Here is a 26,316-nt window from a genome sequence, read left to right on the forward strand (position 1 = left end):
GGTCGAGAAGAGCAGGCACGGCGTCGCGACGATCGCGCCCATGGTGGCGAGCGCGGCGAGGATCGCGGTCAGCGGGCCGCCCAGGGAGCGCCGAGGTCCCGGAACGTCCGCCCGGTCCGGGACACCTCCTCGCACCAGGCGGCGACGTCGTGGACCACGGGCCGGCGCTCGTCATCCTCGCCGACCCACGTGACGTGCTCGGCGGTGATCGGCGTGGGACCGGGGGCGGTGCGCACGGCCTCGAGGACCCGGGTGAAGGCTCCCGTGTCCCGCAGGTCGCACAGCAACCCCGCGTCGGGGTCCTGCCGCGCGGCGAGCAGGTCCGCCAGCAGGTCGATCCGGGTGTGCTGCTCGGTGCGCCGGCCGCGGGTCCCGTCGACATGGACGACGTCGGTCTCGTAGCCGAGGGTCACGGTGCCGAGCGTGCCGTGGACGACGACGCGCGCCGGGGTGCGCTCCTCGGCGCAGAGCGTCAGACCGCACGCGACCTGCGTGCCGTCGTGGGCCACGACCCGGACGGACGACGTGTCGTCGGCCTCGATCGGGTTCGCCCGGTAGAGGTCGACCTCGACCGACGCGACGTCCTGCGCGCGGGTGACGCCCGCGACCCGCAGGGCGGTGGCGACCGCGTGCGCGAGCGGGTTCGTCACGACGCCGTCGACGACGTCCCGGCCGCCCATGCGGCGTCGGCCGGCCCACGGTGCCCGCGCCCAGTACCCGGCGGTGCGGACCCACGTCCCCACCGCGCCGATCCGCACGACGTCGCCGATCTCGCCATCGGCCACGATCCGGGCGACCGCGTCGAGCGCGGTGGAGCCGAACGTCTGGAAGCCGACCTGGCACCGCCGTCCCGTCTCGGCGACGACCTGCACGAGCACCTCGTGCTCGGCGAGCGACGGGGTCGGCGGCTTCTCGAGGAGCACGTCGCACCCGGCCCGCAGCGCCGCCGTCGCCAGCGGCACGTGCGTGGGGATCGGGGTGCAGAGCACGACGACGTCGGGCCGGTGAGTGCCCAGCCCGTCGAGCGTCCCGCCGTCCGGCGAGCCGTCCAGCAGGTCGTCGAGCGCGGCGAACCACCGCGTGCCGGACGGCGTGTGCTCCTGGTCGCCGGGGCCCTGCGGGTCGACGACGGCGACCAGCTCGACGGTCCCGGCGGTGTGCAGGTCGACGAGCCGGCGCAGGTGCGAGGCGCCGTGGCCGTGCGCGCCGACGAGGGCGACGCGCGCGACTCGCGTGACGCCGGTGGTGCCGCTCGCCCGGGAGAGGTCAGGCACGGGCCGTCTCCTCGCTGCTGCTCTCCGCTGTGCTGCTCTTCTCGATGCCTCGAGCGAGCCGGTCGGCGGTCCGGGCTGCGAGGTGCGCGGCCTCCTCGAGGGACAGTGCGTGATCCACGAGCACGGCTGACAACCCGATCTCGAGCGTCGAGCCCGCCGGGACGGTCAGGGGCTCGTCCCACGCGAGCGCCGGACCCGCGCCGGGGTACTCGGCCGCCCGCACGAACCAGGGGCGCACCGTGTGCGGCGCGCCGTGCTGGAGGAGCAGGAGCGTCGTCGGCCCGGTCTCGTGGTCCTGGACGAACGCGACCCAGGGTGACGTCGAGCCGTGCGCGAGCTCCTCGCCCACGCCGGTCGCCGAGAGCACGGCGGTCGTCGCCGCGGGGGCGACGCGCCAGAAGAGCCCGCCGTAGCCCGCGCCGGGTCGCCCGTTGGTCGCCGGGCTCGCGATGACGAGGTCCCCGTGCTCGGCGTGCAGGGCGCTGCGCCAGTCGAGGACCCAGGCGTCCGTCCCGCCCGCGGCCTCGGCGACGAGCTCGCAGCGCAGCGTGCGCTCCTCGCGCGCCTGGGGATCGCCCGAGGCGGCGGACCAGAGGACCTCGTCGTGCAGGGTGGTCCCGTCGGCCCGGGCGCCGCCGCTGACCTGGCGCCCGTGGTTGTCGAGGAGCGTCGGGCCCTCGTCGCGCACGAACGTCCGTCCGCCCCAGTGGCTCGTGCCGTTGACGTCCGCGACCGCGACCGACGCGCCGTAGTGGTGGCGGTGGTCCACCGGCCCGGCATCGGTGAGGGCGATGCCGCCGAGCGTGTGCACGGGGTGCAGGAACGGGCGGGGCGAGTGCACGGCGGGGATCCGGTCGCCGGGCTCGTAGCGTGCCAGGTGCAGGTCCCCGAGCGCGAGAACGCTCGCGTCACCCTCGGACCGCCAGCGCGGGCCGGGGGCGGACGGTGTGGCCGCGCCGCGCGGCGGCGGTACCGGGCCGGTGCTCGCCCGCACCTCGATGCGGGGCTCGAACTGCGTCGGACCGAGCGTGGCCGGGTCGACGCCGGGGTCGTTGATCACGGCCCGCAGACGCTCCCACGCACGTCGCCCGAGATCTGCCTGCGGGACGGCCGCCGTCGTCAGGGACGGCGTCGAGAAGCGGGCGAGCTCGATGTCGTCGAAGCCGACGATCGAGACGTCGCCGGGAACCGCGACGCCGGTCTCGTTGAGCCGGGCGAGCAGCCCGAACGCCACGAGGTCGTTGAACGCGACCACCGCGGTGGCGCGGGTCGCGAGCGCGGTGTCCGCGGCGGCGAAGCCCGCGTCGACGGTCGACCCGCAGGGCAGGTGGTCGATGCGCACGTCGGGGTGCCGCTCGCGCGCCACCCGCAGGCCGCGCAGGCGTGCCGCGTCGGACGCGCTGCCGACCGGGCCGGCGAGGTACGCGAGATGGCGGTGGCCGAGCGCCACCAGGTGCTCGACGACGGCGGTCGCGCCGTGCGCGAAGTCGATGGACAGCGTCGGCGTGGCCGCGGAGCCGGGCTGGGGTGCGGTGAGCTCGCGGTTGACGAGCACCACCGGGTGCGCGCGGGGGAGCAGCTCGCGCAGGTCCTGCTCGGGCATCCGCGGTGAGACGAGGACGAGGGCGTCGCACCGCAGCCGGGCCTCGAGCGCGATCTCCGCCTCGGCGCTCGGGTTCTCCGCGGTGTCGGCGACCAGCACCCGGTAGCCGTCGGGGTCCGCCGCGCTCATGATGCCGCGCAGGATCTGCTGGAACAGGGGGTTGCCGAGGTCCGGCACGACGAGCGCGACCGTCTCGGTCCGCCCGAGGGACAGGCTCCGCGCGACGTTGCTCGGCCGGTACTGAAGCTCGGCCGCAGCCTCGCGGACCCGGCGGCTGATCTCCGGGTCGACCGTGGACCGGCCGTTCATCACCCGGGAGACCGTGGCTCGCGAGACCCCGGCCGCGCTCGCGACCTCGGCGATCGTCACGGTCGGACGTCGCTCGCTCACCTTCGACATCGTGGCCTCCAGCTTTCCGGTCGGTGGGCCTCGCGCTCGCGTTCGCGGGGGCGGGCCGGTGATGTCCCAGCGTGTGTGGGGGGCGTGCCGACGCTGGCGGCCCAGTCCGACGGTACACCATGGGAAACCGGTTCCCTGCGTGCTACAGTCCTCGATCAGCAACCGGTTTCTCACGGAAGAGGACCGGCTCTGGTCAACGACGATCCGAAAGGTCAGCCGATGGAACGCATCCACGTGCGGCGCGCCGCACGGCGTGGGCTCGACGAGGGAGGCAGAGATGTCCGTCCTCGGTGAGCTACGCTCGTCCCGCAAGGCCGCGAGCGGGCCCAGGGCCCGTGGGGGCCTGCGACGCGGTGACGGCCGGGCGGCGGCCCTCTTCCTCGCCCCGTGGTTCGCCGGTCTGCTCCTCATCACCGCGGGCCCGATGGTCGCCTCGGGATACCTCTCCCTCACGAACTACAACCTTCTGCAGCCGCCCGAGTGGATCGGCCTCGACAACTACTCGCGGATGCTCGAGGACCCGCGCCTCCTGAACTCCCTCCAGGTCACGTTCACCTACGTGTTCGTCTCGGTGCCGCTGCAGCTGGCCGCGGCGCTCGCGCTCGCCCTGCTGCTCGACCGGGGGCTCAAGGGCCTCGCCATCTACCGGTCGGTCTACTACCTGCCCTCCCTGCTGGGCGGCAGCGTCGCCATCGCGATCCTGTGGCGCCAGGTCTTCGGTTCCGACGGTCTGGTCAACCAGGTCCTCGCCTTCTTCGGCGTCCAGGGCCAGGGGTGGGTGTCGCACCCCGACTACGCGCTCGGCACCTTGATGGCCCTCAACGTGTGGACCTTCGGGGCACCGATGGTGATCTTCCTCGCCGGCCTGCGGCAGATCCCGCAGATGTACTACGAGGCCGCGTCGATCGACGGCGCGGGCAAGATCCGCCAGTTCCGCTCGATCACCGTCCCGCTGCTGACGCCGATCATCTTCTTCAACCTCGTCCTGCAGGTGATCAACGCCTTCCAGACGTTCACCCAGGCCTACGTGGTCTCGGGCGGCACCGGCGGTCCCGCCGACTCGACGATGTTCTACACGCTGTACCTGTACCAGCGGGGCTTCGGGGCCCTCGACATGGGGTACGCCTCCGCCATGGCCTGGCTGCTCCTCGCGATCGTCGCCGGGATGACGGCCGTCAACTTCCTCGCCTCCAAGTACTGGGTCTTCTACAATGACTGACGCGACCGTGCGCGACGCCGCGCCCCCTGCCACCACGACCCTCACCGAGCTGGCGGCATCGATGCCGCCGGGACCGCCTCGGCGGTTCCGCCGCCGCTCCAGCGTGAAGTCGGCGCTCAAGCACACGGGCCTCATCGCCTTCGGCTTCGTGATGCTCTACCCGCTGCTGTGGATGATCGCGAGCTCGTTCAAGCCCTCGGCGCTGATCTTCCGCGAGCCCGGCCTCATCCCGAGCGAGGTCGACCTCAGCAACTACTCCGAGGGCTGGAACGCGCTGCTGCACCCGTTCAGCCACTACCTCATGAACTCGGCGATCATCGTCGCCGGATCGCTGCTGGGGAACCTGCTCGCGTGCTCGCTCGCGGCCTACGCGTTCGCGCGGCTGAAGTTCAAGGGCCGCACCCTGTGGTTCGCGATCATGCTCATGTCGATCATGCTGCCGATCCACGTCATCATCGTGCCGCAGTACATCCTGTTCTCCCAGCTGGCGTGGATCAACACGTTCCTGCCGCTGATCGTGCCCAAGCTGCTCGCCACGGACGCGTTCTTCATCTTCCTCATGGTGCAGTTCTTCCGCGGCATCCCGACCGAGCTCGACGAGGCGGCGCGCCTCGACGGCTGCGGGCACGGACGCATCTTCTTCCGCATCATGCTGCCGTTGTCGGTGCCCGCCCTGGCCACGACCGCGATCTTCACCTTCATCTGGACGTGGAACGACTTCTTCAGCCAGCTGATCTTCCTCACCAAACCCGACATGTACACGGTCCCGGTCGCGCTGCGCACGTTCGTCGACTCGACCGGCCAGAGCTCGTGGGGCTCGCTCTTCGCGATGTCGATCGTGTCCCTGATCCCCGTGTTCCTCGTCTTCCTCTTCGGCCAGAAGTACCTGGTCAAGGGCATCGCCACGACCGGCATCAAGTAGCCGGTCACGGTCCGTACGCAGGCAAACAACGACGTTTCGTCACGCACCCAAGGAGAGTCATGAGTACATCGATCACCCACCGGCAGCGCCCTGCCCGGGGCGCCCTCCTGAAGGTCGGCGCGCTGCTGACCGTCGGGGCGCTCGCCCTCGGTGCCTGCGGCGGTGACCGCGGCGCCGCAGGCCCGGCCGACACCGACACGACCGCCGCCGAGGAGGGGGAGGACGTCACCATCCGCTTCTCGTGGTGGGGGTCGGACACCCGGCACGAGGTGACGCAGGAGGTCCTCGACCTCTTCATGGCGGAGAACCCGGACATCACCGTGGTCGGTGACTTCACCGACTGGGGCGGCTACTGGGACAAGCTGTCCACGACGGTCGCGGCGGGCGACGCCCCGGACGTCATCACGCAGGAGGAGCGCTACCTCGCGGACTACGCGAGCCGCGGCGTGCTCGCCGACCTCAGCACCCTCGACATCGACACGGCCGAGGTCGACCCGGGCGTCGTCGCGTCGGGCGAGGTGGACGGCGGCCTCTACGGGATCGCGACCGGGATCAACGCGTACGCGGTCGTCGCCGACCCGCAGATCTTCGCCGACGCGGGCGTCGAGATGCCCGACGACACCACGTGGACGTGGGACGACTACGTCGAGATCGCGTCGGAGATCTCCGCGAGCGGCGAGGACGTCTTCGGCGCCCAGGACTACGGGTTCAACGAGCCCGGCTTCGCGATCTGGGCCCGGCAGCAGGGCCAGAACCTCTACACGCCCGAGGGCACGCTCGGCTACGACGAGCAGACCCTCGCCGACTGGTGGCAGACCTCGCTCGACCTCCAGGACTCGGGTGGCACGCCCGACGCCGCGCGGTCCGTCGAGATCGACGCCGGCGGCCCCGAGCAGTCGCTCCTCGGCACGAACACCGGCGCGATGGGCGTGTGGTGGACCAACCAGCTCGGGGCGATCTCCGCGGCCGCCGGCCGTGACCTGGAGCTGCTGCGCTTCCCCGGTGAGTCGGAGCACGAGCGGACCGGCATGTACTTCAAGCCGGCCATGTACTACTCGGTGGCCGAGACGTCCCAGCACCCGGAGGCCGCCGCGAAGCTCGTCGACTTCCTGCTCAACGACCCGGCGGCCGGTGAGCTGATGCTCTCCGACCGCGGCATGCCGGCCAACACGTCGGTGCGTGACGGGATCCAGGAGCTCCTGCCGCCGGTGGAGCAGCAGGCCGCCGCGTTCCTCGAGGACCTCGAGGACGAGATCGTCGACGGCGCGCCCGTCCCGCCGGTCGGCGCCGGTGAGGTCGTCGAGATCATCCGCCGGATCAACACGGAGGTCCTCTTCGGCCGGCTCAGCCCGCAGGAGGCCGCCGCACAGTTCACGGCCGAGGTCGAGGCCGCGACCGGCAGCTAGTCCCTGACGGGCGGACCCGGGGCTGCGCCCCGGGTCCGCCCGTGCTCGTCCCACCGGAGTCCCACCCGGGAAAGGAAACCCCCGACATGCCCCACGCCCCGTCCCTCGCCCCCGCCGCCCCGGGTGCCGCAGCCGTCGCCGGCCGCGTCCCGCCGTCGGCCCCCGAGCGCCGGCGCTACGCCGTGGCAGGTACCGGGCACCGCGCGCAGATGTACGTCGACGCCCTGCAGGGCCCGCACGCCGACGTCGGGCAGCTCGTGGCGTGGTGCGAGCCCAACCCGGTGCGGGCGGCGTACTACGACGCGCTCGTCGGCACCGCGCGCCCGACGTACGCACCCGCGGACCTCGAGCGCATGATCGTCGACGAGCAGGTCGACACGGTCGTGGTGACGAGCCCGGACCGGACGCACGCGGACGTCGTCGGGCGCGCCATGCGTGCCGGTGCCGACGTGGTCCTCGAGAAGCCGATGACCACGAGCGTCGAGGGCTGCCACGACATCCTCGCCGCGGTGCGGGACACGGGTCGCGACCTCGTGCTGACCTTCAACTACCGCTACTCCCCGCGGAACTCCGCCCTCAAGCAGGTCGTGGCGTCGGGGGAGATCGGCGAGGTCACCTCGGTGCACTTCGAGTGGGTCCTCGACACGATGCACGGCGCCGACTACTTCCGCCGCTGGCACCGCGAGAAGGCCACCTCCGGCGGGCTGCTCGTGCACAAGGCGAGCCACCACTTCGACCTGGTCAACTGGTGGCTCGCGGACGACCCCACGTTCGTCGTCGCGCGCGGCGGCCTGCGCTTCTACGGCGACTCGGGGGCCGGCGCCGCCACCGCCGACCCCGCGCCCTTCGCGCTCGACCTCGACGACGACCCGCGGCTCGCGAGCCTCTACGGCGACGCCTCCCAGCACGACGGCTACCGGCGCGACCAGGACGTGTTCGCCCCCGGGGTGAGCATCGAGGACACCCTGTCCGTGCTCGTCGAGTACTCGCGCGGCGCCCTGCTCACCTACTCCCTGACGGCGTACGGCCCGTGGGAGGGGTATCGCGTCTCGGTGACCGGCACCCGCGGGCGCGCCGAGCTCGAGGTCGTCGAGCGCGCCGCCGTGCTCGTCGGCGACGAGGGCCGCCTGGTGCTCGACCCGAGCGCGGTCGAGGACGCCTCGGTGGACCCGGTACGCCGGCGCGGCGAGCGGCTCGTCGTCCAGCGCCACTGGGAGCCCGCCCGCGAGGTCGAGATCCCGCAGGGGGAGGGTGCGCACGGAGGCGGCGACGCCGTCCTGCTCGCGGACCTGTTCCGCGGTGCGGGCGACGACCCGCTCGGTCGGCCGGCAGGCCTGCGGGACGGGGTGCTCTCGACCGCCGTCGGGCTGGCCGCGAACCGGTCCCTCGCGAGCGGGGAACCGGTGCGGATCGCCGACCTCGGGCTGCACGTCGGGGAGCGCCCATGACCGTCACGACCCACGCGAGCGACGTCCTGCTCGTCCTGCGGGCGGGTGACGACGTCGCCGTCGCCACCCGCGACCTCGTGGCCGGGACGATCGTCGACGGCGTCCCGTCCGGAACGGTGGAGGGCGAGTCCCTGACCGTCGCCGGCGAGGTCCCGCGCGGCCACAAGATCGCGCTGCGCGACGTCGCGGCGGGCGCGCGCGTCCACAAGTACGGCCAGTCGATCGGTGTCGCGACGCGCGACGTCGCGGCGGGCGAGCACGTGCACTCGCACAACCTCGCGATGGACACCTCCGAGCACACCGGGCACGAGCTCGGGGGCCAGCACGTCGAGCTGGCGGTCCCGCCCGGGCCGCGCCCCACGTTCCGCGGGTACCGCCGCGCGGACGGGAAGGTCGGCACCCGCAGCTACGTCGCGATCCTCACGTCGGTCAACTGCTCGGCCAGCACCGCGCGGATGATCGCCGACCAGTTCCGCGGGCTCGCGATGGACGCCTACGGCGACGTCGACGGCGTCGTCGCGCTCACCCACACCTCCGGGTGCGGCCTCGTGCCCGCGAGCGAGGGCGCCCAGGTGCTCCTGCGCACGCTGCGCGGGTACGCCCAGCACCCCAACGTCACCGGCATCCTCGTGCTCGGCCTCGGCTGCGAGATGATCGCCGTCGACACGATCCTCGCGGGCGCGCAGGTCTCGCCCGACACCCTGGTGCGGACCCTGACCATCCAGGACTCGGGCGGTGTCCGTGCGACCGTGCGCGCCGGGGTCGCCGCCGTGCGGGAGATGGCCGACGAGATCGACGCGCGCTTCGCGCGCGAGGACTGCGACGTCTCCGAGCTGGTGCTCGGGCTGAACTGCGGCGGCTCCGACGGGTACTCGGGGATCACCGCGAACCCGGCGCTCGGCCAGGCGTCCGACCGGCTCGTCGCCTACGGCGGCACGTCGGTGCTCGCGGAGACGCCTGAGGTGTTCGGCGCCGAGCACCTGCTCACCCGGCGCGCGGTGACCCCCGAGGTCGCCCAGCGCCTGCTGGACCGCCTGGAGTGGTGGCAGGGCTACGCCGCCGCCGGCGGCGGGAGCCTCGACAACAACCCCTCGCCCGGCAACAAGGCCGGCGGCCTGACGACGATCCTCGAGAAGTCGCTCGGTGCGGTCGCCAAGGGCGGGCAGGCCGACCTCGCGGCCGTCCACGAGTACGCCGACCCCCTCGACACCAAGGGCTTCGTCTTCATGGACACGCCCGGGTACGACCCCGTCTCCGTCACGGGCATCGTCGCCGGCGGTGCGACCGTCGTGTGCTTCACGACCGGCCGCGGGTCCGTGTTCGGGTGCAAGCCCACGCCGTCGATCAAGCTCGGGACCAACAGCGAGCTCTACGAACGGATGGCCGAGGACATCGACATCGACTGCGGTCGCATCGTCACGGGCGACGCGACCCTCGAGCAGGTCGGCGACGAGATCTTCGCGCGCATCCTCGCCGTCGCGTCGGGGGAGCAGACCGTCAGCGAGGAGCTCGACCTCGGTGGCGAGGAGTTCGTCCCCTGGCAGCTCGGCACGGTGACATAGGACCGCCTGTCACCCACCCGACGCTGAGTGCATGAGAACGGCTGGCTCGAAGCGATTCGAGCCAGCCGTTCTCATGCACTCAGCGAGGAGGTCACCAGTCGTGGACCGTGCCGTCCTTGAGCCGGTTGAACGGCAGGTAGGCGGGCTGGTACTCGAAGCGGGCGGCGGCCTCGTCGTCGTGCTCGACGCCGAGACCCGGGGCGTCGCCCGGGTGCAGGTGGCCGTCGACGAACGTGAACGACTGCCGGAACACCTCGTCGGTGAGCGGCGAGTGCTTCATGTACTCCTGGATCCCGAAGTTGTGGATCGCGAGGTCAAGGTGCAGCGCGGCGGCCATGCCGACCGGCGAGATGTCGGTCGGCCCGTGGATGCCCGACTTGATCTGGTACTGCGCTGCGAAGTCGAGGATGCGGCGCAGGGCCGTGATGCCGCCCGTGTGGGTCACGGCCGAGCGCACGTAGTCGACGAGCTGCTCACGGATGATCGTCTGGTAGTCCCAGACCGTGTTGAAGATCTCGCCGATCGCGAGCGGTGTCGTCGTGTGGTGCCGGACCAGGCGCAGGGCCTCCTGGTTCTCGGCGGGGGTGCAGTCCTCGAGCCAGAAGAGGTCGTACGGCTCGAGGTCCTTGCCGAGCCGCGCCGCCTGGATCGGGGTCATGCGGTGGTGGCCGTCGTGCAGGAGCGGCAGCTCCGGCCCGAACTCGGCGCGGACCGCCTCGAAGACGCCCGGGACGTGGCGCAGGTAGGCGCGGGTGTCCCAGTCCTCCTCTGCCGGCAGCGGCGCCCGCCGCGCGGGTTCGTAGTCGTAGCGCCCGCCCTCGGACGCCTGCGCCGCGACGCCGTAGACGGCGTCGACGCCCGGGACCGACGTCTGCACGCGGATCGAGCGGTAGCCCTCGTCGAGGTGCTGGCGGATCGAGTCGAACAGCTCGGGCAGGTCACGGCCGGACGCGTGCCCGTACGCCATGATGCCCCGCCGGGAGGCCCCGCCCAGGAGCTGGTACAGCGGCAGTCCGGCGAGCTTCGCCTTGATGTCCCACAGCGCGACGTCGACCGCCGCGATCGCGGCCATCGTCACCGGTCCGCGGCGCCAGTAGGCGCTGCGGTAGAGGAACTGCCACGTGTCCTCGATGGTGTGCGCGTCGCGCCCGATCAGCAGCGGCACGACGTGGTCCCGCAGGTAGGACGCGACGGCGAGCTCGCGGCCGTTGAGCGTGGCGTCGCCGAGCCCGGTGACGCCGTCGGAGGTCGTGATGCGCAGCGTGACGAAGTTGCGGCCCGGGCTCGAGACGAGCACCTCCGCCGAACGGATCGCGGTACCGCCGGGCGTGGCGGACGGCGCGGTCGAGCCCTGCGGGGTGGGCGTCGTCGGGGTGTGGGTCGTCATCAGGCTCTCCGTCGAGTCGGGTGCGGGGGATGCGGTGCTGGGGTCGGGGTCAGGCGCCGGGCCGCGGGTAGGAGGCCTTCGGCAGGTGGTAGGCAAGGTCGACGGCGGTCTCGACAGCCTCGTCGAGCCCGAGCCGGTGCTCGGCGACCAGGCGGGCGAGGTGCCCGGCGTCGACGCGGCGGGCGAGGTCGTGCCGCGCGGGGATCGAGCAGAAGGCTCGGGTGTCGTCGACGAACCCGCTCGTGTTGTAGAAGCCCGCGGTGTCGGTCGCGGTCTCGCGGAAGCGCCGCATGCCGTCCGGGGTGTCGAGGAACCACCACGGCGCCCCGAGGCGCAGGGCGGGGTAGGCCCCGGCGAGCGGGGCGAGCTCGCGCGAGAACGACGTCTCGTCGACCGTGAACGCGATGAGCCGGAAGTTCTTGTGGTGGCCGAACGCCTCCAGCACGGGCCGCAGCGCGTGCACGTACTCGGTGGCCACCGGGACGTCGTACCCCTTGTCCTGGCCGTAGGCGCGGACCACCTCGCCGCAGTGGTCGCGCAGCACCCCGGGGTGGAGCTGCATGACGAGGCCGTCCTCGGCGGACATCGACGCCATCTGGAACAGCATGTGGGCGGAGAACGCCGCTGCGTCCTCCGCAGACGCCTCGCCGCGCAGCGCGGCGTCGACGATCCGTGCCGCGTCGGCGTCGTCGAGCGGCGTCGTGTCGGCGGACAGGTGGCCGTGGTCGGTCGCGCGAGCACCGGCCGCGACGAACGCGGCCCGGCGGGAACGCAGGGCGTCGAGGTAGCTCGCGTAGCCGACGACGTCGGCCCCTGCGGCCTCCCCGAGCGCGCGCACGTGGTCCGACCAGTCCGGCCGGTCGACGTGGAGCAGCGGGTCGGGGCGGAACGTCGGGACGACCCGGTCGCCCCACCCGTCGGCCGCGAGGCGGGCGTGGTCGACGAGCGGGGACTGCGCCGGGTCCGTCGTGGCGAGGATCTCGATGTTGAACTGCTCGAAGAGCGCCCGCGGGCGGAACTCCGGTCGTGCGAGGCGGTCCACGAGGTGGTCGAACAGCTCGTCGGCGGTCTCGGTGGACGGCGCGACGGGAGCGTCGAAGACGTCGACGAGCGCGTGCTCGAGCCAGTATCGCGTCGGTGTCCCGCGGTACAGGTGCCACCCCGCGCAGAAACGTCGCCAGATCTCGCGCGGGTCCGTCTCGGCGGCCGGCGTGCCCTGCGGGGCGGAGCCCACGGGGGAGACCCCGAGGCTGTGCACACCGTCGACCCCGGGGGCTCCGTGGCGGGAGGTGCTCTGCGCGACGAGCATGCGCACGAGGTAGTGGTCGGGGGTGATGAACAGCTCGGCCGGGTCACCGAACGGGGCGTCGTCGGCGAGCAGGCCCGCGTCGACGTGCCCGTGCATCGACACGACGGGCAGGCCGGCGGTGGCGGCGTAGATCTCGCGTGCCAGCGGGCGCAGCGCCGTGTCGGCGGGCAGGGCGCGGTCGGGGTGGAGCGACCACGAGGCCGGCGCGGTGGTCGTGTGACGGTGGGCCGTGCTGGTCAAGTGATCCTCCTGAGACGTGGATGCGAACGTTTGCATGCTACTCCAACAAGTGGTCCTGTATCGAAGCGAGCACAGTTGCCAATCGTTCGCACGGTGCCGAGGTGAACCCGGGTCCGCTCCCCGTGCCGGCGGGAGAGTCGGAGCGGACCCGGGTCCGGGCGTCAGCCGCAGGCGGGCGCCTCGTGCTCCGTCGTCGAGACGCTCTCGCGCTCGTCGGCGGGGTCGGACGGTCGGGCCGTGACGCTCACCGAGCCGGCTGCCGGCTCGGCGTCACGCACCACGAACGACTGGTACGCGCTCTTGCCGGGAGCGACGTCGGTGAAGGACCTCGTACCGAACGAGGAGTCGATCTCCACGTCGACCGCGACCGTGTCGTCGTTCACGACCCGCACCGCGACGTGGGGCTTGCCGGCGACGCACCGGGCCTGAGCGGTCGTGCTGACCGCCACGCCCTCCGGCGACTCCTCGACCCCCGACAACCGCTCGATCCAGATGTTGCGGAAGAGCGGGTTCAGACCCGGGTCGCCGTGGTCCTGCAGGCGGATGTGACCCGGCGTCGGGCCCTCCTCCTTCCCGTTGCCGGTCTTGCCGTCGATAGCGACGTCGTCGTGCACGACCTCCCCGTTCCAGACCAGCGTCAGACGGGCGTCGGCGGTCTTGGTACCCGAGCTGTCGAAGCGCGCGGCCGTGAACTCGATGTCGTACGTCTGCCACGTGCCCATGGGTGTCGCGGCGTTCACGTCCGGTGCCTTCTTCAGGTAGATCGCGCCGGCGTCGTTGGTGCCGGGCGGGTCGATCCCGAAGGACTCGAGGATCTGGATCTCGAAGCGCTCCTGGATGTAGACGCCGCTGTTGCCGCGGGCCTGGCCCGTCTGGGACGGGTCATGCTCCGGCTGGTACCACTCGACGTGCATCCGGAAGTCCTCGAACTTCTCCTTCGTGCGGATGTCGCCACCGAACGACTCCAACGTCCCGTCCGCGACCGGCCACGTGGCCGGTCCGCCCGAGACCGCCTCCCATGCGTCGAGGTCGCTGCCGTCGAAGAGCACGGTGCGCTCGGTCGGCGTGACGGTGAGGCTGTCGAGGTTCACGTGTCCGATGTCGTCGTCGTCATGGACGTAGGCGATGGTGTTCGCCCCCTCGCGCAGCTCGACCGTCTCGGTCTGGGTGGCCCACCTGGACCACTGCACGGTGCTGTCGAGCCAGGTCTGCTTCACCTTCTCCCCGTTGACGTACAGGCTGAGGTTTCTCGGCATCGGCCTCGGGTCGTTGTTCTGCCCGTTGGCGTACCGCAGCACCAGGTCGTGCGGGCCGGCCTCGTCCGCGCGGACGGCGAAGGTGGTGCGCGCGCCGGGCTCCCAGTTGCGGTCGACGAACCCGGAGCCGGAGTAGCCGGCGTGGTTGCTGTTCCAGCCCGCCCCGCCGCCGATGTCGGCCGCCTCGGCCTCGTAGACCGGCGGGGCGACCGAGCCGTCCGGCAGGCGCGTGAGCGTGTACCAGGCCTCGGTGCTCCACAGCTCCTCGCCACCCTCGGCAGAGAAGGGGCGAGGGGAGTGGACGTTGACGACGCGACCGGGCTTCAGCCCGGCGATCTCGAGCGCGACGGTCGTGCGGTCCTCCGACAGCGTCGCCGCCGTCACCTCGAGGTCCTCCTCGTCGACCTTCGGTCCGCCGTACTGCGGGGTCGCGACGTAGCGCCACTGGGCGGCCGTGTACTTCGACGCGAGGTCCTGCGCGGTCTCCTCGGAGAGCGGCTGCGTGTACTCGATCTCGAACCCGCCCTCGACGGCCCGCATCTCGAGCATGTCGAAGGCCCGGCTCTCGTCGAACGTGAGCTTCTGCAGCCCGTGGCTGAGCTTGCCCGCCTGGCCCCAGTTGCCGGACCAGCCGATGCCGCCGACGTAGATCGAGCCGTCGGGGCCGACGCTCGTGCGGCTGACGCCGGACTCCAGGCCCTGCGTCATGCGGAACACGGCCCCCTGCTCCTCGCCGGCGACCTCCTCGAGGAACGCGCGCTGCAGGCCCCCGTAGGTCACGTCACCGATGGCCATCTGCCCGGCGAAGACGCCCTCGGTCAGCACGACCGGGTTGCTCGGCGAGTTCGAGATCTCGTTGTGCGGCAGCCACAGCACGGGCTCCGTGACGGGCTGGTCGTCGTAGGGGCCGTCTGGGTTCGTGTAGTGGTGGTAGAACGCGCCCTGCTCGACCCGCACGAGCTTCGACGTCGGGATGCGCACTCCCTGGTTGTCGGTGACGTACATGCCCCCGTCGGCGCCCCAGCCGAGCCCGTTCGGCGTCCGCAGCCCGCCCGCGACGTACTCGACCTCGCCGGTGTCCCCGTCGATCTTCATGACCGAGCCGCGGTTCTCCGCGAGCTGGGGGTCGAGGGAGTTGCCGCCGGGCACCATGGCGATGCCGGTCGTGACGTAGAAGTGGCCGTCCTCGTACAACAGGCCGAACGCGAACTCGTGGTAGTTGCCGCCGAAGGGCCACGTCGCGATCGTGTCGTACTCGTCGGCGACCTCGTCGCCGTCGGTGTCGACGAGCCTCGTGAGGCCGTGCTTCTCCGACACGTACAGCTCGCCGTCGACGTACGCGACGCCCATCGGCTCCTCGAGGTTCTCCGCGACTTTCGTGTAGGTCACCTCGCTCGCCTCGGCATCACCGGTGACGTGGTCGATCAGGTACACCTCGCCGAGCTCGGTCAGCCGGTCGCCGCCCCACGTCGAGATCGCCATGCGGCCGTCCGGGAGCCAGTCCATGCCGGTCACCTGCGGCTGGAAGCCGTCGGGGCGCAGGTTCGTCAGGGTGTAGTCGGGGTGCACCTCGGTCAGCGGCAGCCCGTCGCCCGGCGCCTCGCTGACGCCCTCGCACTCCTTGCGGCCCGGCGCCGTCACCCGCGTGACGTCGGCGTCCGTGCTGAGCACCGAGTTCGGGACGAGCGTGAAGCTCGTCGCGCCCGGTGGGCGCCACTCGAGCTTGAGGCGCTGGTCGAAGTCACCGTCGAAGTGGTCGATGTGCAGCGCGCGGTAGCCCGGCTCGAGGTCCACGGACCCGTCCTTGGGCGACGCGCCGTGCCGGCCGGGGTGGTCGACCACGAGCTCGTCGTCGAGCAGCAGGCGGGCGCCGTCGTCGCTCGTGAGCCGGAAGTCGTACGTGCCGGCCTCGGGAGCGTTGAGGTAGCCTGTGACCTCGGTGACGAAGCGGTTCGCGAGACCGAAGTCTGCGTTCGTGGTCCAGTCGATCGTCGGCATGATCTTGTCGACGTTCGGGGTCTGACCGGGCTTGAGCGTGCAGTAGTCGTCGAGGACGACCTGCACGTCGAACACCCGCAGGGTCACGCCGGGTTCCTGCGGCCGGATGTCGGCCTGCGCGGTCGCCTGGACCGGCAGCAGTGCGACGGCGGGGAGAGCGAGGGCGGCCAGCGCCGCGACGACGGCTCGTCGCCGGCGGGTCGACGCCCGGGGCCGGGGACCGGGAGTGCGTACGGGACGGGAATGGGTCGAGCTGCGTTCCATCAGCCTGCCTCTCCATCGAGGGACTCACGTGCCTGGGACCTGCGCACAGGGCTCGCCACCGTGCGCTGGTGCTCGCCACTATCCGGTCCGCCGAGATCGAGGACAACGAGTTGCCACTTGTTGCACCTGGTACGCGGTCGGGAGGGTGTGTGACCGGCAGCAGCAGCCGAGGTCGTCAGCCGCGCCGCGCCGTCGAGCCGCGTTCGACGAGCTTCGCGGGCAACAGCGTCGGGGCGGACGTCCCCGGTGGCGAGCTCCGGAGCTGGACGAGCAGCCGCTGGACGGCGAGAGCGCCGAAGTGGCGTAGCGGGGCGGCGACGGTCGTCAGCGGCGGGGTGCAGAAGTCGGACCCGAAGATGTTGTCGAACCCGACGACGCTCATGTCGCGAGGAACATCCACCCCCAGGCGCACGAGGCCGCGCATCGCGCCGATCGCCACGAGGTCGTTGTACGCGATGGCCGCCGTGGTCCGGTGCTTCACCAGCACCTTGGCCGCCGAGAGACCGCCGGCGAGCGTCGGCGCGAACGGGCCGTGGCGGCGCGCCTGCAGGTCGAGCTCGTGCGTCGCCTCGCGGAACGCCCGCCACCGCATCCCGTCGGCCCACGAGGCCTCCGGCCCGGCGACGTAGGTCAGGCTCGTGTGGCCGAGCCCTGCGAGGTGCTCGACCGCCCGTCGCATCCCCTGGGCGTTGTCGGTGAGGACGCTCGGGACGTCGGTCATCGCGCGGTTCATGACGACCGTGGGCCGCTGCTTGGCGACCACCCGGATCGAGGAGTCGGACAGCCGGGACGTCGCGAGGACCAGGCCTTCGACGAGCGGCAGCGTCCGATCGAGCGCCTGCCGCTCCGCCTCGTCGGACTCCTGGGCGTCGACCACCAGCAGGGTGTACCCGGCATCGCTCGCGGTCTTCTCGGCTCCCCGGATGATCTCGAAGAAGAACGGGTTGGTCACGTCCGCCACGACGACGGCGAGGAGCGATGTCCTGCCCGTCGGCAGGCCGTGGGTCAGAGGGTTCACGCGGTAGCCGAGCTCGTGCGCGACCTTGCGGATGCGGTCGGCAGTCTCGGCGTTGACGCGGCCGGGGCGCGAGAAGGTGCGCGAGACGGTCGACGTCGCGACGCCGGCGGCCTTCGCGACGTCGTAGATGGTCGGGTTCGTCCCCGGGACCTCGTCGTCCATGCGCTCGGACTGTAGTACGGCTAGATGCCCGGGACAACAGGTTGCCATCGGTGTGCCGACCGGACCCCGCTCCCGTCGAGGCAAGAGACGGCAACCCCTTGACGAGGTTTCACGAGGCGCTCTCGAATAGCAGCGTGAACACGCGTGAGCGGGGAGCCCTGCCGACGGTGGTGCGCCAAGGCGCGCCGCACGGGTCGCAGGACTCCCTCACGACCCCGGAGCTGGTCCGGGCCCTGTCCACGGTGATCGAGCGGCTGGACGACGGCAGGCGCGTGGGCGTCGCCTTCTCGGGCGACCCGGCGTCCGTCCTCCTGCTCGCCCTGACGGCCGAGACCCTCGGGCGGGCCCGGGTGACCGCGCTCGTGAGCGCCCCGGCGGGCTCGACTGCGGTCCAGCGGTGCGGCGTGGTGCGGATGGCGGCCACCGTCGGCGCAGCGGTCCTCGAGGTGGACGACGGCGCGGTCGACGAGGCCGTCCGGCGGCTGGACCTGGCGACCGTGGTCCGTCCCGCCGGCCCCGCGGACCCGGGCACCGGTGCCCTCGACGTGGTCGCACCCCTGGTGGAGATCGGGCTGGACCGCTCGACGATCGTCCGGCTGGCCACCGACCTGGGTCTGGCGCTCAGGGCGCCCACCGGGTGCGGCGAGCCGTCGGAGAACGGTGGCACGACGGAGGAGTCCGTGCAGGTCGAGGCCGCCGAGAGCGAGCTGCGCAGGCTGGGTCTGGAGGAGCTCCGGGTCCGTCATCACGGTGACCTCGCCCGGCTCGAGGCGGCGGACCTCGACCTCGCGAGCGTGACGTCGGAGCCTTTGCGCGGGGAGATCCTGCGCGCCGTGCGCTCCGCCGGCTTCCGGCACGTCGCGATCGATCTCGGCGCGTCGACGGACCTGCTCGACGGGTGACGTCGGTACCTCGGCGCCGCCACCTCGGACCGGCCGGGCGTGGCAACCGACGGCAACCACGTCCGTCGCGGCGTGCGCGGGCGGCAGCGCGCGCGTGGTCGGCCTCTGCTCGGTTCACGAGGACGAGGTGCAACAAGTGGCAACTCGTTGTCGGACCGTGACCCGGCTCATAGTGTCCTAGCCACGTGCACCGGGCTCGATCCCGGAGCACGTCAGGTATCGGTCCTCGACGGAGAGGCAGACGGATGGCACGCCGCGCGCGGCTCGTGGAACACGGGTCCCCCGGGCGTCCGACGGCTCCCGCCGCGACGGGCGAGACCCCCGCACCCATGGCGTACCGCTCCGCGCGACGAGGCAGCGGACCGTACGACGAGCAGGAAGGCCGCCAGATGTGGACGCTCTCAGGTTTTGCGGACGAGATCTCCCCCGACGTCGAGACGCAGTGCGTCGTGGCGGCGGAGCTCGGCCTCACGCACATCGAGCTCCGCAGCGCGTGGGACGTCAACGTCCTCGATCTCGACGCGGACCAGCGTGAGCGCGCCGCGGAGCTGCTGCGTCGCCACGGCCTGCGGGTCTCGAGCATCGGCTCGCCGATCGGCAAGATCTCGGTGGACGACGACTTCGACGCGCACCTCGCCCGGATGCGTCACGCGGCCTCCGTCGCGCAGCTCTTCGAGGCGCCGTACATCAGGGTCTTCTCCTTCTGGGTCCCCGACGGGACGGACCCGGCGGCGAGCCGGGACGTCGTGCTGCGGCGGATGGCGGCGCTGACGGAGGTCGCGGCAGCCGCCGGCGTCGTGCTGCTCCACGAGAACGAGAAGGGCATCTACGGCTCGACCCCCCAGCGGTGCGTCGACCTCGTCGAGTCGGTCGGCTCGCCGCACCTCCAGGTGGCCTGGGACGCGGCCAACTTCGTCCAGGTCGGCGTGCGCCCCTTCACCGACGGCTACGCCCAGCTCCGTCCGTACCTCGAGTACGTCCAGATCAAGGACGCGGTCGCGGGCACCGGCGAGGTCGTGCCGGCGGGCCACGGGGACGGTGAGGTCGTGGAGACGATCCGGGCGCTGCGGGCCGACGGCTTCGACGGGTTCTTCTCCCTCGAGCCGCACCTCGGCGCAGCGCACAGCCTCGGAGGCTTCTCCGGCCCTGAGCTCTTCACCGAGGCGTGGAGCGCGTTCACCGCGATCCTCCACGCCGAGGAGGTGCCCTACCGATGACCCACGCAGACCGATCGCCCGACGCGCGAACCCGCACCATCGCGAGCCCCACGGAGGACCGTGCCATGACCACCACCCAGGATGCGCGACCCGACTCGTCCGCGAGGACACCCCCCGGCAGCAGGGCCGGGGCGGGGACGTCGCGGTCCGGCCCCGCGCCGTCGATCGGCGGACGCGCCGTCGCGCTCGTCTCGGCGTCGTGGCGGCCCGTGGGCGTGCTGCTGCTGCTGTTCGCCGGGTGGTGGTTCGTCGCCTGGCGCGAGCTCGTCCCGGCGTACCTCGTCCCGGCTCCCGGTGCAGTGTGGGACACCATGGTCGCCGATTGGGCGATGCTGCTCGAGCACACGTGGGTGACGACGGTCGAGACCGTCATCGGCTTCCTGCTCGCCGCCGTCATCGGCGTCGCGACGGCGGTGCTCCTCGTCTACTCGAAGACGGCCGAGAAGTCCCTCTATCCGCTGATCCTCTTCGCGCAGGTGATCCCCAAGATCGCGATCGCGCCCATCCTCGTGGTGTGGTTCGGCTTCGGCATGACGCCCAAGATCATCCTCGCGGTGCTCATCGCCTTCTTCCCCGTGGTGGTCTCCGCGGTGGCGGGCCTGCGGTCGGTCGACCCCGAGCTGCTCGAGCTCTCCGCGACGATGGGCGCGTCCCGATGGAAGACGTTCCGCAAGATCCGGTTCCCCGGGGCGCTCCCGCAGCTCATGTCCGGGCTGAAGGTCGCCGTCACGCTCGCCGTGGTGGGTGCCGTCGTCGGTGAGTTCGTCGGTGCCGACCGCGGCCTCGGGTACGTGCTGCTGCTCGCGAGCGGCAACCTGGACGCGCCACTGCTCTTCGCCGACCTCATCCTCATGTCGTTGATCGGCGTCGTCCTCTTCCTCCTCGTCGAGCTGGCCGAACGTCTGCTCATCCCCTGGCACGCCTCGCGGCGGGGGAACCTCGCCCTCGCGTCCTCGTGACGACGCACCTCCAGCACGGTCCCTCGCAGTTCTCCGCCGTCCGTCCGGGCGGCACGATCAGAAAGGCTTCACCCATGCGCGGTGTCAAGATCGGAGTCTCGCTGGCCGTCGCCGGCGTCGTGGCGACGGGGGCTTCGGCCTGCGGCCAGGGCGACGGGGGGTCCGCGGACCCGGGGGAGGGCGGCGACGAGCTCACCCCGGTGACCGTCACCCTCAACTGGGTGCCCTACGGCGAGCACGCGCCGTTCTACTACGGGGTCGAGCAGGGGATCTTCGAGGAGGAGGGCATCGACCTCACGATCCAGCCGGGCAACGGGTCCGGGAACACGGTGCAGCAGGTCGCGCAGGGCAACACCGACTTCGGGTGGGCGGACACGCCGCCGCTCGCGAACGCGATCAGCTCCGGGATGCCGGTCAAGAGCGTCGGTGTCTTCCTGCAGACCGGGCCCAGCTCGGTGGAGTTCTTCTCCGACCAGCAGATCACCGAGCCGGCGGACCTCGTCGGCAAGACGGTCGGCGGCACGCCCGGTGACGCCATGTACGGCACCTTCCCGGCGTGGCTGGAGATCAACGGTGTCGACCCCGCCGACGTGACGGTGGTCAACGTGGACGCCGCGGGCAAGATCGCCGCGCTGATCGAGGGCCGGGTGGACGCCATCCAGGGGTTCCACCACGACCAGGCCCCGACGATCGAGAACCAGACCGGCACCCAGGTCGACGCGCTGCCGTTCGCCGACTTCGGCATGAACCTGCTCGGCACCGGCCTGGTGGTCAACGACGCGACCATCGAGGGCGACCCGGACCTCGTCGAGGCGATGGTCCGCGCGACGTCCCGCTCGTTCCTCGAGGCGGCCGACGACCGCGAGGCAGCCGTCGCCGCGATGGCGGAAGGCGCCGAGCAGGCACCGGACGAGAACGTCCTGGCCGCGCAGCTGGACGCCACGATCGAGCTCCTCGGTCTCGACCAGGCGCCCGCCCCCAGCGTCAACACCGAGCAGCAGTGGGTCGACACGCTCACGTTCCTGTCCGAGAACACCGACTTCGACGGTGCGGTCACGTCGACCGACTACTGGGACGGGTCGTTCGGGGAGGACCTGTGATGGCGGCGACCGAGCTGGAGGCGCCCGCGGAGGTGATCGCCACGGACCCGATCATCGAGGTCTCGAACCTCACGATGCGTTTCACGTCGAAGCGGTCCGAGACCGTCGCGCTCGACGACGTCTCGCTCGCGGTGCGACCGGGTGAGTTCGTCACCATCGTCGGTCCGTCGGGCTGCGGCAAGTCGACGCTGCTGAAGATCGTCGCCGGCCTCACGCCCTTCACCTCGGGCCGGGTGAACCTCTACGGCGAGCCGGTCACGCGGCCGCAGCGGGAGATCGGGTTCGCCTTCCAGCGCTCGGCGCTGCTCGAGTGGCGCGGGGCGCGCAAGAACATCCTGCTCCAGGCGGAGATGCGGGGGATGGACCGGCGCGCGGCCGAGCGCCGGGCGGACGACCTCATCGCGCTCACCGGTCTCACCGGGTTCGAGAAGGCGCTCCCGCACGAGCTGTCCGGGGGGATGCAGCAACGGGTGGCCCTGTGCCGGGCGCTCCTGCACGAGCCTCGGGTCCTCCTCATGGACGAGCCGTTCGGTGCCCTCGACGCCTTGACGCGTGAGCAGATGAACATCGAGATGAACCGGATCTGGCGGGAGACCGGGACGACGATCGTCCTCGTCACCCACTCGGTCCCCGAGGCCGTGTTCCTGGGCAGCCGGATCGTGGTGATGAGCCCACGGCCCGGGCGGATCGTGGAGACGCTCGAGCCAGGTCTCGGCGACCGGCGCGACTACGGCGCCACGCTCGCCGACCCCCGTTTCGTCACCGCGGCGGAACGGCTCCGGGACCTGCTCGGCGCCAGCCATGTCGCCGAGTGACCCCACGTCCCCGAGCGACCCCACGTCGCCGGAGGGCAGCGCATGAGGACGGGTCGGTACGGTGTGGGCGTCGTCGGCATGGGGAGCATCGGGACGATGCACGCGCGGGCGCTCCGTGAGCTGGACGGTCGTGCGGCGCTCGTCGCCTACAGCGGCGGCGCGCGGCACGAGTCCGGGAGTGCGCTCGCCGGGTGGCAGGTGGCGCGGCTCCCACCGGAGCAGGTGATCGCGCACGAGGAGGTCGACGTCGTCGCGATCTGCTCGCCGAGCGGAACCCACGCCCGGCTCGCGCTCGCAGCGCTGGAGGCCGGGCGGCACGTCGTCGTCGAGAAGCCGCTCGCCCTGACGGTCGCCGACGCCGTCCGCGTCGCCGGGGCTGCCCGCGAGCGCGGACTGATGGTCTCGATGATCTCCCAGCGACGTCTCGAGCCCGAGCACCAGGCGCTCAAGAGCGTGCTGGACGCGGGAGCTCTGGGCGACGTCAGCCTGGCCACCACGCACGTGCGGTGGTTCCGTGACGACGACTACTACCGCGCGGCGGGCTGGCGGTCCAGCATGGCGCGGGGCGGTGGCTCGCTGATGAACCAGGGGGTGCACAACGTCGATCTCCTGCGCTGGCTCTGTGGGCCGGTGGAGTCGGTGACGGCCCAGTACGGGACCGTGGCGCACGAGATGGAGGCCGAGGACACCACCGTCGCGACGGTGCGGTTCGCGTCCGGTGCGCTCGGGCTCGTCACCACGACGACCGCGACGCCACCGGGGTTCCCCGCGACCCTCGCGGTGTACGGGTCGCAGGGGACGGTAGAGCTCGCGCAGGGCGAGGTCCGTCGGTGGGACGTCCCCGGCGTGCCGACTCCGGGAACCGTCGCCACTCTCGGCGGCGCGGCGGACCCGCTGGCGATCGGGCACGCGGGGCATCTCGCCCAGTGGACGCAGATCCTCGACGCCCTCGACGGGACGGCCCCGACGCCGGTGGACGCGGAGGACGCGCTGGAGACGGTCGGCCTCCTGTGCGCGATCTACGAGGCGGCCTCGACCGGGCGGTCGGTCAGCCCCGCCGGCCTTGTCGCCCGCGCCGCCGACGCCTGACAAGATGCACGGCTGCGAACCTTTGCAGCACGGCTTGCAGCCGGTGTTTTCCCTGAGGAGGCGCCGAGCCTACAATCGTTCGCAGTCCGGCCCGTCGGGCCCCGAGAACCTGGAGGCAGCAGTGGTGACCGCCCGTGACGTCGCCCGCGAGAGCGGTGTGTCGATCTCGACGGTGTCGCGTGCCCTCGCGGAGCCCGACCGGGTCGCCGCCGAGACGCGCGACCGTGTGCTCGCCGCCGCGACGCGCCTCGGCTACCGACCCAACCGTGCGGCCAGCGGGCTGCGCGCGGGTCGCACCGGTGCTCTCGGTCTCGTCGTCCCCGACCTGGAGAACCCGTACTTCGCGTCGGTGACCAAGGGTGTGCAGGCGCGGGCCCGCCAGACCGGTCACGCCGTGTTCGTCGTCGACGCGGGCGAGGACCCCGAGCTCGAGACCGAGCTCGTCCTCGGTCTGCACGCGCAGACGGACGGAGTCGTGCTGTGCTCGCCGCGCGCGATCGAGGCGGACCTCGAGGTGCTCGGCTCCGCCCCGGCGGTCCTCGTCAACCTGCGCGTCGACGGCGTGCCGTCCGTGACGTCGTCCGACATCGCCGGGATGCTGCTCGCGGCCGAGCACCTGCGTGCGCTGGGTCATCGTCGGATCGCCTACGTCGGCGGACCGGAGCGATCCTGGTCGGACGCGCGGCGCCGGGAAGGGCTCGCGATCGCGCAGGCGCGCTATCCCGAGATCGAGGTCGTCGCCGTCGGCTCGTTCCGTCCGCACGTCGCGGGCGGCCGGGCCGCCGCGGACCTCGTCGTCGCCTCGGGCGCGACCGCCGTGCTCGCCTACAACGACCTCGTCGCGGTCGGTCTCGTGGACCGGCTGCGTGCCCGGGGAGTCGTGGTCCCCCATGACCTGAGCGTCGTGGGGTTCGACGACACGTTCGTCGCGACCCTCGCTTCGCCGCCGCTGACGACGGTCCGGACGGACCTCGCGCGGCTGGGCGCCACCGCCGTCGACCGCCTCGTCGCCGTCCTCGACGCTCGCCGACGTCGGGACAGGGGCCTGGCCGTGAGCGACGGGCCGGAGGCCTCCGAACCCGTCACCGAGCTCGACGTCGAGCTCGTCGTGCGTGACTCCACGACCGTCGCCGCCCCCACGCCCACCACCGTCAACGCCCCGCAGGAGGCATCGTGACCGTCCCGACCAGCACCACCGCGCTGCAGAGAACCGGCTCGAGCACCGGCTCGAGCACCGGACCGGTGCAGCCGCCGAGGCTGTGCCGCGATGCGTTGCCGGGTGTCGTCGCCGAGCCCGTGCGGCCGGAGCAGGTCGGGATCGTGCATCTCGGGATCGGTGCGTTCCACCGCGCGCACCAGGCGGTCGTCACGGAGGATGCGGCGCTCGCGACGGGTGACCTGCGCTGGGGGATCCTCGGGGTCACGCAGCGCTCGGGCGCGGTGCGCGACCAGCTGCGGCCCCAGGGCGGCGTCTACACCGTGCTGACCGCCGGGGTCGACGGCGTCGAGCCCCGCCTGATCGGTTCCGTGCTCGACGTCGCGTGGCCGGCGCAGGAGACGGCGCGCGTCCTGGACGTCGTGGCCGCGCCGAGCACCCACGTCGTCACCCTGACGATCACGGAGAAGGGGTACTCCCGCTCGTCGGACGGGACGCTCGACGTCGACGCGGTCCGTGCGGACCTCGACGTGCTGCGGGCCGAGGAGCAGGCCGGCCCGGCCGGATCAGGGCCCCCGGCGGCGTCGAGCGCCGTCGGGCTGCTCGTGCGTGCGCTCGCCGCGCGTCGGCGGGCCGGGGGCACACCGATCACGGTGCTGAGCTGTGACAACCTCGTCGACAACGGCCGTGTCCTGGCAGGGCTCGTCCGGGTGGCGGTCGACGCCGCGCTGCCCGGCACCGAGGGCGACCCGCTGCGGGAGTGGATCGCGGCGTCAGTCACGTTCCCCGGCAGCATGGTCGACCGCATCGTGCCGGCGACGACCGCTGCGCAACGCGACGAGGTCGAGGCTCTGCTGGGCGCGCGCGACGAGGGTCTGGTCGTCGCGGAGCCGTACCTCCAGTGGGTGATCGAGGACCGCTTCGCCGGGCCGCGCCCCGCCTGGGAGCAGGCCGGAGCGACCCTGACGGCCGACGTCAGGCCGTACGAGCAGGCCAAGCTCCGTCTGCTCAACGGGACGCACTCCCTCGTCGCGTACGCGGGCGCCCTCGCGGGGCACACGACGATCGCCGAGGCGGTCGCCGACCCACGGATCGCGGCGCAGGCGCGGGCCTTCCTGTTCGACGACGCGCTGCCCACCCTCACGCCGCCCGACGGGACGGACCTCGTCGCCTATGGCGAGCAGATCCTCGAGCGCTTCGCGAACCCGCACACCGGGCACACCACCGTGCAGGTCGCGATGGACGGTTCGCAGAAGATCCCGTACCGCTGGCTGGGGACCGTGCGGGACCGGCGCGCGGCCGGTGTCGTGCCGCGGGCCGCTGCGGCCGCGGTCGCGTCCTGGATGGTCTTCGTCGCGCGAGGGCGGACGGTGACGGGCGGGCCGCTGCCCCTCGACGACCCGCTGGCGTCCGAGCTCCGCGCGGCGGCGGGGCCGGCGCAGGGCGAGGACGGTTCGCTCGACGCGGACCGTCTCGTCGACGCCCTGCTGGGCGTGCGGGCCGTCTTCGGCGGCGCGCTGGCCGACGACGGCCCCTGGGTGGCGGCCGTGCGTGCCGAGGTAGGGGTGCTGCTCGAGCAGCTCTGAACGCGCGGGCGGACCTCGTCGTGCC

General features: G+C 72.3%; 19 protein-coding genes. 13 read left to right on the forward strand and 6 right to left on the reverse strand.

The genetic code is table 11. The features are described from left to right. Positions 1-68: 68 nt before the first annotated feature. Together OHL10_RS01645 and OHL10_RS01650 are read right to left on the reverse strand one after the other, a co-directional pair. A complete protein-coding gene (locus OHL10_RS01645) occupies positions 69-1,274 on the reverse strand; it encodes a Gfo/Idh/MocA family protein (protein ID WP_265520401.1) in 1,206 nt (401 codons plus the stop codon). Continuing rightward, positions 1,267-3,276: a DUF6807 family protein gene (locus OHL10_RS01650; protein ID WP_425498905.1), complete on the reverse strand. Its 2,010-nt coding sequence runs from the start codon at positions 3,274-3,276 to the stop codon at positions 1,267-1,269. Before OHL10_RS01650 ends, OHL10_RS01645 begins: the two co-directional genes overlap by 8 nt. 277 nt (positions 3,277-3,553) lie before the next feature. On the opposite strand from OHL10_RS01650, the gene OHL10_RS01655 reads away from it, so the two are divergent. The 5 genes from OHL10_RS01655 (at position 3,554) to OHL10_RS01675 (ending at position 9,833) form a co-directional block, all read left to right on the forward strand. Beyond that, a complete protein-coding gene (locus tag OHL10_RS01655; RefSeq protein ID WP_265520403.1) occupies positions 3,554-4,495 on the forward strand; it encodes a carbohydrate ABC transporter permease in 942 nt (313 codons plus the stop codon). Further along, positions 4,488-5,417, forward strand: a complete 930-nt coding sequence (locus tag OHL10_RS01660; RefSeq protein WP_425498906.1) for a carbohydrate ABC transporter permease — start codon at positions 4,488-4,490, stop codon at positions 5,415-5,417. The genes OHL10_RS01655 and OHL10_RS01660 overlap by 8 nt, the downstream gene beginning before the upstream one ends. A 59-nt stretch (positions 5,418-5,476) precedes the next feature. Next, a complete protein-coding gene (locus tag OHL10_RS01665; protein ID WP_265520404.1) occupies positions 5,477-6,823 on the forward strand; it encodes an ABC transporter substrate-binding protein in 1,347 nt (448 codons plus the stop codon). Positions 6,824-6,909: 86 nt separating this feature from the next. Beyond that, positions 6,910-8,271 (forward strand): Gfo/Idh/MocA family protein, encoded by a 1,362-nt coding sequence (locus OHL10_RS01670; protein WP_265520405.1) that lies wholly within the window; start codon positions 6,910-6,912, stop codon positions 8,269-8,271. Beyond that, entirely contained in the window at positions 8,268-9,833 is a 1,566-nt protein-coding gene (locus tag OHL10_RS01675; protein WP_265520406.1) for a UxaA family hydrolase, read from the forward strand. The genes OHL10_RS01670 and OHL10_RS01675 overlap by 4 nt, the downstream gene beginning before the upstream one ends. A gap of 91 nt (positions 9,834-9,924) precedes the next feature. Here OHL10_RS01675 and manD read toward each other — a convergent pair whose 3' ends face one another. The 4 genes from manD to OHL10_RS01695 form a co-directional block, all read right to left on the reverse strand. Next, entirely contained in the window at positions 9,925-11,220 is a 1,296-nt protein-coding gene (gene manD / locus OHL10_RS01680) for a D-mannonate dehydratase ManD (protein WP_265520407.1), read from the reverse strand. Between the two features lie 49 nt (positions 11,221-11,269). Continuing rightward, positions 11,270-12,769 (reverse strand): glucuronate isomerase, encoded by a 1,500-nt coding sequence (gene uxaC / locus OHL10_RS01685; protein WP_265520408.1) that lies wholly within the window; start codon positions 12,767-12,769, stop codon positions 11,270-11,272. Positions 12,770-12,930: 161 nt separating this feature from the next. Then, positions 12,931-16,287, reverse strand: coding sequence for a 3-keto-alpha-glucoside-1,2-lyase-like domain-containing protein (locus OHL10_RS01690; protein ID WP_265520409.1), 3,357 nt, complete (start codon positions 16,285-16,287; stop codon positions 12,931-12,933). Between the two features lie 175 nt (positions 16,288-16,462). Then, the gene (locus OHL10_RS01695; protein ID WP_265520410.1) at positions 16,463-17,467 is read right to left on the reverse strand and encodes a LacI family DNA-binding transcriptional regulator; all 1,005 of its coding nucleotides are present in this window, start codon (positions 17,465-17,467) and stop codon (positions 16,463-16,465) included. A 134-nt stretch (positions 17,468-17,601) separates the two neighbouring features. On the opposite strand from OHL10_RS01695, the gene OHL10_RS01700 reads away from it, so the two are divergent. From OHL10_RS01700 to OHL10_RS01735, 8 genes are all read left to right on the forward strand, one after another. Further along, complete coding sequence (locus OHL10_RS01700; protein ID WP_265520411.1) at positions 17,602-18,369, forward strand: adenine nucleotide alpha-hydrolase family protein; 768 nt, start codon at positions 17,602-17,604, stop codon at positions 18,367-18,369. A gap of 389 nt (positions 18,370-18,758) precedes the next feature. After that, positions 18,759-19,586, forward strand: coding sequence for a sugar phosphate isomerase/epimerase family protein (locus tag OHL10_RS01705; RefSeq protein WP_425498946.1), 828 nt, complete (start codon positions 18,759-18,761; stop codon positions 19,584-19,586). A 65-nt stretch (positions 19,587-19,651) separates the two neighbouring features. Continuing rightward, the gene (locus OHL10_RS01710; protein WP_265520413.1) at positions 19,652-20,545 is read left to right on the forward strand and encodes an ABC transporter permease; all 894 of its coding nucleotides are present in this window, start codon (positions 19,652-19,654) and stop codon (positions 20,543-20,545) included. 74 nt (positions 20,546-20,619) lie between these two features. Then, entirely contained in the window at positions 20,620-21,645 is a 1,026-nt protein-coding gene (locus OHL10_RS01715; RefSeq protein ID WP_265520414.1) for an ABC transporter substrate-binding protein, read from the forward strand. After that, positions 21,645-22,460 (forward strand): ABC transporter ATP-binding protein, encoded by an 816-nt coding sequence (locus tag OHL10_RS01720; RefSeq protein ID WP_265520415.1) that lies wholly within the window; start codon positions 21,645-21,647, stop codon positions 22,458-22,460. Before OHL10_RS01715 ends, OHL10_RS01720 begins: the two co-directional genes overlap by 1 nt. Positions 22,461-22,502: 42 nt before the next feature. Then, positions 22,503-23,549 (forward strand): Gfo/Idh/MocA family protein, encoded by a 1,047-nt coding sequence (locus OHL10_RS01725; RefSeq protein WP_265520416.1) that lies wholly within the window; start codon positions 22,503-22,505, stop codon positions 23,547-23,549. A gap of 121 nt (positions 23,550-23,670) precedes the next feature. Beyond that, complete coding sequence (locus OHL10_RS01730) at positions 23,671-24,726, forward strand: LacI family DNA-binding transcriptional regulator (protein WP_265520417.1); 1,056 nt, start codon at positions 23,671-23,673, stop codon at positions 24,724-24,726. Continuing rightward, entirely contained in the window at positions 24,723-26,291 is a 1,569-nt protein-coding gene (locus tag OHL10_RS01735) for a mannitol dehydrogenase family protein (protein WP_265520418.1), read from the forward strand. Before OHL10_RS01730 ends, OHL10_RS01735 begins: the two co-directional genes overlap by 4 nt. Positions 26,292-26,316: the final 25 nt, after the last annotated feature.

The sequence above is a fragment of the Oerskovia flava genome (assembly GCF_026163685.1).
GTDB classification, from domain to species: Bacteria; Actinomycetota; Actinomycetes; order Actinomycetales; family Cellulomonadaceae; genus Oerskovia_A; species Oerskovia_A flava.